Origin of the sequence: Polaribacter glomeratus (assembly GCF_002954665.1) — a bacterium.
Classification (GTDB): Bacteria; Bacteroidota; Bacteroidia; order Flavobacteriales; family Flavobacteriaceae; genus Polaribacter; species Polaribacter glomeratus.
This window is the reverse complement of the sequence record NZ_MSCM01000001.1, coordinates 1,849,758-1,862,074: the sequence shown is the minus strand read 5'-3', so window position 1 is coordinate 1,862,074 and position 12,317 is coordinate 1,849,758. Positions and strand designations below refer to the sequence as shown.

The 12,317-nt window shown below is 31.0% G+C and carries 15 protein-coding genes; 14 read left to right on the top strand and 1 reads right to left on the bottom strand.

Annotated features, from left to right (window positions below; all coding sequences use genetic code 11):
- Window positions 1-63 precede the first annotated feature (63 nt).
- Window positions 64-1,251, bottom strand: coding sequence for a C40 family peptidase (locus tag BTO16_RS07920; RefSeq protein WP_105021066.1), 1,188 nt, complete (start codon window positions 1,249-1,251; stop codon window positions 64-66).
- Between the two features lie 168 nt (window positions 1,252-1,419).
- Here BTO16_RS07920 and kynU point away from each other — a divergent pair, with 168 nt between their 5' ends.
- From kynU to BTO16_RS07850, 14 genes are all read left to right on the top strand, one after another.
- Entirely contained in the window at window positions 1,420-2,685 is a 1,266-nt protein-coding gene (gene kynU, locus BTO16_RS07915; protein WP_105021065.1) for a kynureninase, read from the top strand.
- A gap of 65 nt (window positions 2,686-2,750) precedes the next feature.
- A complete protein-coding gene (locus BTO16_RS07910; RefSeq protein WP_105021064.1) occupies window positions 2,751-3,101 on the top strand; it encodes a DUF6980 family protein in 351 nt (116 codons plus the stop codon).
- Window positions 3,102-4,511 carry an FAD-dependent oxidoreductase gene (locus BTO16_RS07905; RefSeq protein ID WP_105021063.1) on the top strand — a complete coding sequence of 470 codons (1,410 nt, stop codon included), beginning with the start codon at window positions 3,102-3,104 and terminating at the stop codon, window positions 4,509-4,511.
- 134 nt (window positions 4,512-4,645) lie between these two features.
- Entirely contained in the window at window positions 4,646-5,179 is a 534-nt protein-coding gene (locus BTO16_RS07900) for a DUF1697 domain-containing protein (RefSeq protein WP_170064429.1), read from the top strand.
- Between the two features lie 31 nt (window positions 5,180-5,210).
- On the top strand, window positions 5,211-5,615 hold the full coding sequence (locus BTO16_RS07895; protein WP_105021061.1) for a RidA family protein: 405 nt from the start codon (window positions 5,211-5,213) through the stop codon (window positions 5,613-5,615).
- 33 nt (window positions 5,616-5,648) lie between these two features.
- Entirely contained in the window at window positions 5,649-6,413 is a 765-nt protein-coding gene (locus tag BTO16_RS07890; protein WP_105021060.1) for a DUF6090 family protein, read from the top strand.
- A complete protein-coding gene (locus tag BTO16_RS07885) occupies window positions 6,403-7,182 on the top strand; it encodes a DUF6090 family protein (protein WP_146105365.1) in 780 nt (259 codons plus the stop codon). The genes BTO16_RS07890 and BTO16_RS07885 overlap by 11 nt, the downstream gene beginning before the upstream one ends.
- 55 nt (window positions 7,183-7,237) lie before the next feature.
- A complete protein-coding gene (locus BTO16_RS07880) occupies window positions 7,238-7,912 on the top strand; it encodes a DUF6090 family protein (protein WP_245892033.1) in 675 nt (224 codons plus the stop codon).
- Window positions 7,909-8,670: a DUF6090 family protein gene (locus BTO16_RS07875; protein ID WP_105021057.1), complete on the top strand. Its 762-nt coding sequence runs from the start codon at window positions 7,909-7,911 to the stop codon at window positions 8,668-8,670. Before BTO16_RS07880 ends, BTO16_RS07875 begins: the two co-directional genes overlap by 4 nt.
- The gene (locus tag BTO16_RS07870) at window positions 8,667-9,410 is read left to right on the top strand and encodes a hypothetical protein (RefSeq protein WP_105021056.1); all 744 of its coding nucleotides are present in this window, start codon (window positions 8,667-8,669) and stop codon (window positions 9,408-9,410) included. The genes BTO16_RS07875 and BTO16_RS07870 overlap by 4 nt, the downstream gene beginning before the upstream one ends.
- Before the next feature lie 35 nt (window positions 9,411-9,445).
- Window positions 9,446-10,159 (top strand): DUF6090 family protein, encoded by a 714-nt coding sequence (locus BTO16_RS07865; protein ID WP_170064386.1) that lies wholly within the window; start codon window positions 9,446-9,448, stop codon window positions 10,157-10,159.
- Entirely contained in the window at window positions 10,156-11,598 is a 1,443-nt protein-coding gene (locus BTO16_RS07860) for an aldehyde dehydrogenase (RefSeq protein ID WP_105021054.1), read from the top strand. Before BTO16_RS07865 ends, BTO16_RS07860 begins: the two co-directional genes overlap by 4 nt.
- Window positions 11,591-12,031, top strand: coding sequence for a GNAT family N-acetyltransferase (locus BTO16_RS07855; RefSeq protein ID WP_105021053.1), 441 nt, complete (start codon window positions 11,591-11,593; stop codon window positions 12,029-12,031). The genes BTO16_RS07860 and BTO16_RS07855 overlap by 8 nt, the downstream gene beginning before the upstream one ends.
- Window positions 12,024-12,242: a DUF6500 family protein gene (locus tag BTO16_RS07850; protein WP_105021052.1), complete on the top strand. Its 219-nt coding sequence runs from the start codon at window positions 12,024-12,026 to the stop codon at window positions 12,240-12,242. Before BTO16_RS07855 ends, BTO16_RS07850 begins: the two co-directional genes overlap by 8 nt.
- Window positions 12,243-12,317: the final 75 nt, after the last annotated feature.

Sequence of the window (12,317 nt, the reverse complement as noted above, 5' to 3'; positions counted from 1 at the left end):
TAGCACGAGCACACGAATGCCAAACTGAACAGATTGCTTTGTTCCTCGCAATGACGGCTATTTCTACAACTTCAGCTTCTTTTTCAAGTCAACAATCATAGCATCTTTAACACCTAAATAACGTTTGCTCCCTAAGTATCTATTTTTATTCATTTCGTCATAATTCGATTGGTTTTGATCCATAGAAGATAAATGTACATTGCCAGAAGCATGAATAAATTCCATTTTATCATTGCCCAACCAAATACCAACATGAACAACTCTTTGTTTTTGATCTGAGGTTGCCTTTGTTCCGAAAAATAGTAAATCGCCTTTTTCTAAACCTTCAAATTTTAAAGTAGCATCTATCGTTTTACCAGCATTAATTTGTTGAGACGCATCTCTTGGAATTATAAAACCGTTCATTAAATACACCATTTTTGTAAATCCGCTACAATCCATTCCTTTAGCAGATGTTCCGCCCCATAAATAAGGAAAACCTACCATATTTTTTGCAACATTTTCAATATTTTCTGGTGATGAAGCTAAATTTGTTAACCAAGATTCATAAAGTACTGCCTCCTCTTTTTTAATAAAACCAATTCTTTGATCAGGATATGCTACTTCATAGAAGTTTGCCTCTAAAGAGATGTATTTTAAAATTCCGCCTAAAGTAATGTCTGATATAATTTCAGAATTTTCGCTTTTATCAGCATAAACATATCCAAAATTTTTAGTGTAAATTACTTTTTTACGATTATTCCAAGTAGCAATCTCTTCTTTGGTCATTAATTGAATTCCGCCTTTATCAACCCAAGAAATATAAGTATCTGGAGTTTGAATTCTATAAAAATCGCCATTTTTATCCAATACTTTTAAAGACATGCCTAATAAACCTTGCGTACCCAGCTCTGCAGAATGCTTTGGTTCTGAACGAATATTAATTACCGAATTTTTAGCTACGGCAAACTGTAGATCTCCAATAACAGCATCTGGCAAAACACGCACATTATTGGTAAATTGTAATTTTCTAGCGTTTAAACTATCTAGCAAAATTGAAAATGCTTTTTTAGAAGTGGTTTCTCCTTCTATAATAAGTTGATTGTCGGCCAATTCAAAATGGATGTCAAACAATTCAACTCGTTTGTCAGGAGCAAATTCGGCTTTTATGGTTGCATGAATATTCTCTAATTCAGAAATTATTTTTGCATCATTTTTGCACTTCATTAAAATAAGCAGCAATAGAAAAGAAACGTATTTTAGAAACTTCATTCGAATAGATTTTTTGCTAAAATACAAAACAAAATTGCTGTTTCATAAAATGCAGAAAATCATTTAAAACAAGAAAGACAGGTTTTTGTGATTTTGCGAAATTCGTGTAGAAACAACCAATTCTCAATAGGATTGTTTTATATTTACGATAAATCATTTTTAGTATTGATGAAATATCAAAACACAGAAGCATTTGCGAAACAGCAAGATAAAGAGGATGCACTTTCTCATTTAAGAAATCGATTTCATATTCCGAAAGATAAAAACGGAAATGAATGGTTGTATTTTACTGGAAATTCTTTGGGTTTACAGCCCAAATCGACCAAAGAATACATCAATCAAGAATTAGAAGATTGGGCAAACCTTGGTGTAGAAGGTCATTTTGAAGCGAAGAATCCATGGTTAAATTACCATGAATTATTAACAGATAAGATGGCTAAAATTGTAGGTGCAAAACCAATTGAAGTGGTGGTAATGAATACGCTTACAACAAATTTACACTTATTAATGGTTTCTTTTTACAGACCAACAAAAACAAAATATAAAATTGTTATTGAAAGCGATGCTTTTCCTTCGGATAGATATGCGGTGAAATCTCAATTAAAATTTCATGGTTTTGATGATGAAGACGGAGTTATAGAATGGAAACCAAGACCAGGAGAAACGCTTTTAAATATCGAGGATTTAGAATCGATTCTTAAATTTGAAGGCGATGAAATTGCGCTATTATTAATTGGAGGCGTAAATTATTATACAGGTCAGTTTTTAGATATCAAAAAAATAGCAGAAATAGGGCATTCAAAAAACTGTATTGTAGGTATTGATTTGGCGCACGGAGCAGGAAATGTGCAACCTAATTTACACGATTCAAATGTAGATTTTGCAGCTTGGTGTACGTACAAATATTTAAATGCAGGTCCGGGAAGTTTAGGCGGTGTTTTTGTGCACGAAAAACATGCAAAAAATAAAGATTTGCCGCGTTTTGCAGGTTGGTGGAATCATAACAAAGAAACACGTTTTAATATGAGACAGCCTTTTGATGTGATGGAAGGCGCAGAAGGTTGGCAATTAAGCAACCCGCCAATTTTATCGATGGCCGCAATTAAAGCTTCTTTAGATGTGTTTGATGAGGTTGGGATGGATGCATTAAGAGAAAAATCAGAAAAACTAACCGGTTATTTTGAGTATTTAATCAATGAAATCGATTCTGATGATATTAGCATTATCACGCCGAAAAACCCAAAAGAAAGAGGTTGCCAATTATCGATTCAAGTTAAAAATGCAGATAAGAATTTACATAAAAAACTTACCCAAAATAATATTATTACCGATTGGCGAGAACCTGATGTAATTCGTTGTGCGCCTGTGCCAATGTACACTTCTTTTGAAGATGTGTTTAGAATGGTCACTATTTTAGAAACACTTTTAAAATAGTAAAACTTGATTTTTCTTCGTTTTTTATGAAATGAAAAGGAGTTTAAATAAACAGCATTGCAACAATGAATTTTACAGAGTTTAAAAAATTATATCAGAAATTTGAAAATATTGACTACTCAAAATCAGGTTGGAGAACAGCTGAATATGATGCTTTTTTAGACGCAAAAGATGATCATCATCATTTTTACGAATGGTATTTGAAGCAGGAGTTGATAAAAGAAAACTTTAACACAGAGAATTTTTGCTGCCCTGTTTTGGCATACCATACTTTCTCAGGCAAAAAGAATGAAAACGAAGCAATCATTTATCAAAAAGTTGATAAAAGCTTTGCGATACCAATTCACGATGGAGGGCCTTCTTTAATCGCAATTAGAAATTGTCCGTGGTGTGGATCAGGATTAAATAAGAAATAAATGAATAAAAAAGAGAACATATTAATTATAGGAGCTGGTTTATGTGGCTCATTATTAGCGTTACGATTAGCGCAAAGAGGTTATAAAGTAGAGGTGTATGAAAGTAGACCCGATTTGCGAAAAGTAGATATTTCTGCAGGAAGATCGATCAATTTGGCTTTATCCGATAGAGGTTTAAAGGCATTGCGTTTATGCGGAATGGAAGAAAAAGCAAGAGAGATTTGCATACCAATGTATGGCAGATTGATGCATGATACCGCTGGCAACACTTTTTCTTCGAACTATTCTGGACGAGATAATGAATATATCAACAGTATTTCTAGAGGGGATTTAAACGCTCTTTTATTAGACGAAGCAGAAAAACATGAAAATGTAACTCTTTACTTTAATAAACGATGTCAAAAAGTAGCTATCGAAAATACGATTGCGCATTTTAAAGATTACGAAACGGATGAAGAATTTACGGTAAACGCAACAGTTCTTTTTGGTACCGATGGTGCTGGTTCAATTTTAAGAAAAAGCTATATTTCTGAACGTAAATTTTTATTTAGTTATGCTCAAAATTATTTAAATCACGGGTATAAAGAGTTAGAAATTCCTGCGGATAAAACCGGGAATCATCAAATAAGTAAAGGGCATTTGCACATTTGGCCAAGAGGCGATTTTATGTTAATTGCGTTGCCAAATATGGATGGTAGTTTTACAGTAACCCTGTTTTTAAGTTATGATGAAGGCGAGTTTAATTTCGATAATTTAATATCCGAAGAAAAAATTACCGCCTTTTTTGAAAAAGAATTCCCAGATGCGTTGGCTCTAATTCCTAATATTTTAGAAGAGTTTACAAACAACCCAACCGGACCTTTAGGAACCGTAAAATGTTCGCCTTGGTTTTATAAAAATAAGACCCTATTATTAGGCGATTCTTCGCATGCAATTGTGCCGTTTTACGGACAAGGAATGAACGCTTCTTTTGAAGATGTGGTGGTTTTTGATGAAATATTAGATAAAAACGTAGGTGATTGGCAAGCTGTTTTTAAAGCCTATCAAAAAGCAAGAAAAATAGATACAGATGCGATTGCAGATTTGGCAATTGATAATTTTTATGAAATGCGAGACCATGTGGCAAATCCGCTTTTTAAAGAAAAAAGAAAGATTGAAATGGATTTAGAAAAGCATTTTCCTACGCAGTATTTTTCTAAATATTCTTTAGTTACGTTTAATGAAAATATTGGGTATCATGAAGCGATGACAAGAGGGCGAGCACAAGACAAAGCCTTGCTAAATTTAGTTGCAGATGCCGCTGTGCATACAAACTTAAACATGACAAAAGAGGAGTTGAAAGTTATTTTAGATAAAGTAAAAGAAGAAACAAATGCCATTTTAGAAGAGGATAAAATTGCAGGAATGTAGTTTTTTTAGAAGCTATTTCCTGCTTTCCATTATATCTTTTTTCTGAAAAAGAAAAAAGGATGCCATTTCAATCAGGGCTAACCCAGGTATAATGGTATTGATTGTCGAAAGCAACAAGAAGTTTAAAAAGCAAATTGGAAAGATATATTGTTTTATTAAGAGGAATTAATGTATCCGGAAAAAATAAAATTCCGATGGCAGCATTACGCCAAATGTTACATAACATGAAGTTTCTAAACGTACAAACCTACATTCAAAGTGGTAATATTATTTTAGATTCAAATAAAACAAAAGCAGAAATCTGTCAGCAAATAAAAGAAGGAATTAAAGAGAGGTTTTACTATGATGTTCCTGTTATTATAAGAACAATTCCAGAATGGAAAAAAGCAATTGAGAAGTATCCTTTTTCATTAGAAAATGAAAAAATAGTGGCTTTTGCTTTTTTGGATAGAACATCAGAAATTACAGCAATTGAAATCAATAATAGTGGAGAAGATCAATATAAAATAGTAAATGATATTGTGTATTTATATTGCCCAACAGGATTTGGTAATACAAAATTAACGAATAATAGTATTGAGAAAAAATTGAATGTTATTGCAACATCAAGAAATTTAAGAACAGCTTTAAAGTTGTTAGAATTGGGTAAAGACCTCACAGGTTTTTAAAACCTGTGAGGTCTATTTATATAAAATAATTATGTCAGAAAAAAAAGTAACACCAAGAGGCGCATATCCACATGTAAAAGTTGTGGGAGATTTTATTTTTGTATCAGGAACAAGTTCTAGACGCGCAGACAATACCATCGCAGGCGTTGATATTATTGACGAAATGGGAACAAAATTTCTAAATATAGAAACACAAACTAGCGAAGTATTAAAAAACATTGATATCAATTTGCAAACGGTTAGGGCAAGTTTAAAAGATGTGGTAGACGTTTCTACATTCTTAGTAAACATGAATGATTTTGCAGGCTACAACAAGGTATATGGAACCTTTTTTGACAAAGAGACAGGGCCAACAAGAACTACCGTTGCTGTGCATCAATTGCCACATCCAGATTTGGTAGTAGAGATAAAAGTAACGGCATTTAAGAAAAAGTAGTTGATAAAACTCTTTAAAAATATCCGGAAATCAATGATTAAAAAAAACAATACAACGAAGTATTTACTCTACGCTATAGGAGAAATAATTCTTGTAGTAATTGGTATTTTGATTGCTCTTGCTATAAATAATAGTAATGAGGAGCAAAAGTTTCGCAAGCAAGAAGTAAAATATCTTAAAAATTTGCAAGCAGATGTTAAATTAGAACGAGTAAATAATGATAGTATTATCAAGTACAGAGGTGGTACCATAAAAGCTGCGGCACGACTGCTCGATTTTAAAACATTAGAAACAGCACTTGATGTAATAGAATTAGAAATGACCATTAACCAAGTGTTTTCTAGGCAAATATTCATTCCTACAAACAATACGTATAAAGAATTATTGAGTTCTGGTAATCTCAATTATATTACTAACGACGCTATTAAATATCAATTATTAGAACTAGATAAAATGTATGTGTCTATAAATAATAGTGAGCATCATATGTATAGAGAATATGAAGAGTATCTTTATAATGTTTCTATAAAAAATGGTGAAGTACTCAATTTATTAGATGTTCAAAAAACTGCAGCAACAGGAATACCAACTTATAGTGCTCCATCACAAATTCCGGTACTTACTGTAATTCCTGATTATAATAGACTGCTAAAAATTAATGAATTTAGAAATGGACTAAAGCTTTCTGTCATGAATAATGTAGGACTAAAAAGTGCGCATAAAAAAATGATTCATCTTCTTTTAAAGTTAAACGAATTGATAGAGAAAGACTTACAAAAGAGTGGGGATGATGATTAAATTTTTTAGAAAAATTCGTCAAAACCTTTTAAAAGAAGGAAAAACCACCAAATACTTTAAATATGCAATTGGCGAAATTGTATTGGTAGTTATTGGTATTTTAATTGCACTTCAAATTAATAATTGGAATGAAGAAAATGCGAACCATAAAAAACAGATTGATTATTTAAAATCTTTAAAAAATGAAATGGAAAGCAACCTGCAAAATGTTAACAAAGAAGAACAGCACATTTTAGATTTTATGAAAAGGGAAGAAGTATTGGTTAAAATAATGAGTTCCTCTAAAGCAATAGATAGTACAAGCGATAAAACAATATTTAAATTTTATTTTGATATTTATAATGATGACGTAATAACCAATATTGAAACGGGTGCCATAAGTGAAATTATTTCTTCAGGTGGCTTGCAGTATATAAAAAATGATAGTATTAGGAAATTAATAGCCTCTTGGGACACGAACACTTATCTTGTAAAATATCAAGAAGAGAACTTAAAAGAAACCTTAAAAGAAATTGACAATTTATTTTTTGATGAAGAACTAATCAGTACCAGATACGTTTACTCGTTCCTTGAATCATTTGATACCCAAAAGTTAGGAGAACCTTTGGGAACGAATTCGCTCAAACCCTTATTACAATCAAAAAAATTCGAAAGCCTTTGTCTTTTACATTATGGCAAATCTCGTGTTATGATAATTAAGACGTATCCAAAATACAAAGCGAGTCTAAACCAAATGATTAATTTAATAAACATCGAAATCGATAAATAAAAACATATTATATGTTATGATAAAACTCTTCCGAAAAATCCGTCAAAACCTACTTATGGAAAATAAAACATCCAAGTACTTTAAATATGCAATTGGCGAAATTGTTTTGGTAGTAATTGGGATTTTGATTGCTTTGCAAATTAATAATTGGAACGAAGTACTTAAGGCAAAAAAATTTGAGCAAGAGATTATTGGTTTAATAGATCAAAATCTCGAACAAGATTCTATCGCAATGTCCAAAGAATTATTTTCGGCTAAACTTGCCATACAATTAACAGATAGTCTGTTGTCTCAAGTTTCAAGAAAAATATATACTAGTAATCTTGATAATTGGATGGGAAAGATTATCTGTTTTGAGCGTTTTAAATCTCAATCTAGTGCTTTTGAAGTATTAAAGTCTAAAGGAATAGAATTTATTTCAAATAATGAGTTGCAATTATCTTTGATTTCATATTACGACGAAAGTCTTTTTAAAGTATATGAAAGTTTGCAGGATGTAGAAGACTCTTTTCAGACTGATTGGAATCCTGTAATTAAAGAGGATTTTTTAGATTTTAAGTGGAAAGATTTCTGTGTGCCAACTAATTCTAAAAACTTCTTTGAGAAACCTTCTACTATTGTACTTTTTAAAATATATCGAGATAATAGAAACGGTACGGTAAATAGTATAACATCTAGTTTAAAAAAGCTTTCAGAAATTAGAATGCAAATAAGAAAGAATAAAACATGATAAAATTCTTTAGACATATTAGAAAATCTTTAGTTATGGAAAATAAAACATCTAAATATTTTAAATATGCTGTTGGCGAAATTATACTGGTAGTTATTGGAATTTTAATTGCACTACAAATAAATAATTGGCATGAAGCCAGAAAACAAGAAAAACAAATTCATACCAATATATTATCTCTTGCTAAAGACATCTCGATAGATACGCTAGAACAAAACCGAACAACGAAATCCTTACAAAGAGAAATAAAAGCGGGCAAAAACATCATTGCAATTATGGAGTCTGAAACACATTATATATCTGATTCTCTCGCCTTTATTCTAGATTTTAATGCGTTTACAGGTGTTTATAATTACCCGGAACAAACCAATACTTGGAAACTTTTAAATTCTTCGGGCAGTCTGGCTGAATTTCCAGACACTATATTATTAAGGATGTTGCAAGATTATTATGATAGTTACACTAGTTTAACTACTAATTTTTCAGAATCAGGAAACCAAAGTAGATTAGATCTTAGAAAAATAAAATATGAACTCTTTTTAGACGCAGATCATAAAAAGTTTTTTCCAACAAACACACCAAAACCACCCAGTAAAAAAGCGTATAAAGCAATTTTTGAAGACAAAAGAATATTGCCTCTATGTCGCTATATAAATGGTGGTGCTAATTTTTTTGAACCCAAATTTATAAGTGTTCAAAAAAAAGCGGAGGCTATCATCCGTTATATTAAACTTAATTATAAATCATTAAAACAATGATAAAATTCTTTCGAAAAACCCGTGAAAAAGTTCTGAATGAAGGTAGAACATCCAAATATTTTAAATATGCACTTGGTGAAGTCATTCTTGTCGTTGTTGGTATTTTAATTGCGCTTCAAATTAATACTTGGAATCAACAAAAAAATAATCAAGCAATACTTAAACAATTTCTGGTGGAGTATAAAGAAGAACTTAAATTAAACATAGAAAATTCTAAACGGGATATAAAGTTTATTGAAGTTGAAAAAGAAGAAAAAGATAAACTTTTAAAAAATAGAAGACTAGATACAATTAAGTTACAGTCTTTAGAACTGAAGGTTGAGGTGCATTATCTTAATCTAGATTATAGTCCAACCCTACAAAAAAGATTTGAAAATTCACAGATTACGGCATACGGAAAATACAACGCTATTTTTATAGAATTACAAGAACTTTATGGATTTCAATGGCCATTTTTAAAAAGGTCGCTAAACAGTCACAATAAAGAAGTCGATCAAGCGAATGAGTTTTGGCGTTATCAGCAAAAGAGTTATGAATTAAAATATTACAACGATGGCGATACTTTTATTGGGGATTCAATTGAACGGAAAAAAGAATTGATTAAGTTGCTAAAATCACCAATAGTAAGAAATATATTAAAAACTGATTTTAAAGAAAAAGAAATAATAAAAAGAAAAATAGAAGATGTGCTTAGACTGTCTGAACGTTCTCTTGAGCAAATAAATAGCGTACTTCAATGATAAAACTCTTTAGAAAAATCCGTCAAAACCTACTAATGGAAAATAAAACCAGTAAATACTTTAAATATGCCATTGGTGAAATTGCATTGGTGGTTATTGGTATTTTGATTGCTTTGCAGATTAATAATTGGAATGAAAATAGAAAAGCCAACATAGAAGAAACAGTAGTTCTAAATAATTTATTCGAAAATCTAACGCTTGCCAAACAACAATCGGAAGTATTAATTTTAGAAGAAAAAGAGTTGAAAAAGTCACTTATGTTTATTCTTGGAATTGATTTAATTCAAGATAAAAAAAGTGTTACAGACTCAATTTTTGAAAGTGCAGTTTGGGATTTACAAACGGATTCACCAACTGTAAATGCCTATATTAACTTAAAAAACACCAACAAATTAAGTTTGATAAAAAGCAAAGAAATTAATGAAAAATTTTCTGGTTTTGAGTTTAGCATAAATAAATTAAAAGATTTACTTGAGGACAGATTAAATGTACATCAAATTAGAATAGATGCTATTTTTGAAAACGACATCAATTTTATTCCGTTAATAAAATACAATATCCCGAATATTTCTATTGAAAAAGAAAAGACAAATGAGTATTCACAGATTTTAAAACAAAAAAGAATTCGGAATCTTTTGGGAATGAAACTTTCTTTTACGCAAGATGTTATAAATTACAGAGAAAATCCAGATACAGAAATAAAAGATTTATTACTTTTAATAGCGTCTGACTTAAATAGTAAACAATGAAAATTCAAAACTACATAAATGGCGAATTTGTAAACCCGATTCAGAATAATTGGATAGATAATTACAATCCTGCAATTGGAGAAGTCTACGGGCAAATTCCGAGTTCAACAAAAGAAGATGTACAGAAAGCATACGAAGCAGCGCAAAAAGCATTTCCAACATGGAGCAATACTACCTTGGATAAAAGAAGCAAAATCCTTTCTAAAATAGCTGATTTAATTTTAGAGAAATTAGACTTTTTAGCAGAAGCGGAATCTAAAGACAACGGCAAACCAATTAGTTTAGCAAAGCAAGTAGATATACCAAGAGCTGCAAGTAATTTTCGGTTTTTTGCAAATGCGATTACTCAGTTTTCATCCGAAGCGCATGAAAGTGTTGGTTTAAATGCGGTTAATTTTACGTTGCGCCAGCCAATAGGAGTTGTAGGTTGCATTTCGCCTTGGAATTTACCTTTGTATTTATTTACATGGAAAATTGCACCTGCAATTGCAGCAGGAAATTGTGTGGTTGCAAAACCAAGTGAAATTACACCAATGACCGCTTTTTTATTAGGTCAAATTTGTACAGAAGCTGGCTTGCCAAAAGGGGTTTTAAATATTGTTCATGGTTTAGGAACCTCAACAGGACAAGCAATTGTAGCACATCCAAAAATAAAAGCAATTTCATTTACGGGAGGTACAAAAACAGGAGCTCATATTGCAAGTGTTGCTGCACCTATGTTTAAGAAATTGTCATTAGAATTAGGAGGTAAAAATCCGAATATTATTTTTGCGGATTGCGATTACGACAAAATGTTGGCAACTACCGTGCGTTCTTCATTTGCAAATCAAGGTCAGATATGTTTATGCGGAAGCCGAATTTTTGTGGAAGAAAAAATTTATGATAAATTCAAAAAAGATTTCATTAAAAAAGTAGCTGAATTAAAAGTAGGAAATCCATCCGAAGAAAGTACAAATATTGGTGCTTTAGTATCCAAAGAACATTTAGAAAAAGTAAAAAGGTATATTGATTTAGCAGAAAATGAAGGAGGGAAAATCCTTTTTGGAGGTGATAAAGTTGCCGTTAAAGAGTGTGAACAGGGTTATTATTTACAACCCACAATTATTGAAGTATTTGATAATAAATGCAGCTTAAATCAGGAAGAAATTTTTGGACCAGTTGTAACCATCATGTCGTTTAAAACTGATGAAGAAGCCCTATCTTTAGCGAATGATGTAAAATATGGATTGTCATCTACCTTATGGACTAACAATCTAAATAGAACGATGCAGTTTTCTAAACAATTACACACAGGCATTGTTTGGGTAAATACTTGGATGTTACGCGATTTAAGAACACCTTTTGGTGGGCAAAAAGACTCGGGAGTTGGCAGAGAAGGAGGTTTTGAAGCGTTGCGTTTTTTTACAGAACCAAAGAATATTTGTATTCAATATGAATAAAATTACTGATGACATTTATTTTTCTGATGATAAAAAAGATATGGATTTTGATGTGATTTTTAAGCTAATTAAAAACTCATATTGGGGAAATTTAAGAACCATAGAAGAACAAAAAATAGCATTAGAAAATACGCTTAATTTTGGATTGTTTTATAATAATACTCAAATTGCATTTGCAAGAGTAATGACCGATAAAGTGTTTTTTGCGTATCTTTTAGATGTTATTGTAGCTGAAAATTATAGAGGAAAAGGATTGTCTAAATTATTGATAGCTAAAATTTTAAATCATTCTGATTTGCAAAAAATAGAGAAATGGATATTAGCCACTAAAGATGCTCATTCTCTTTATGAAAAATTTGGTTTTGAAGCTTTAAAAAAACCGGAAATGATTATGGAAAAACTAAGTAAAAGAGCAAAATTAATATATGAATAAAGAAATCAATGAAAAAATAATTCAGGTTTGTGATGAAAAGATTGCAAAAAAAGGAGAAAATGTTGGTTTGTCCTTTTACGCATTTTTTAAGAATAAAAATGACAACGCAGCTTTATTAATGGAAGTCGTAACTTGGTGGATTGAAAAACACCAATTAGATCATTTCGAGAAAGCAGTTAAGATTAAACAGATAATTGAAGAGAGTAAATAAGAATCAAGATGAAAGAGCCAAGAGAAAAGAGAGCAGTCTTAATTCTTGGTTTTTACTTCTTATATCATTAGAAAT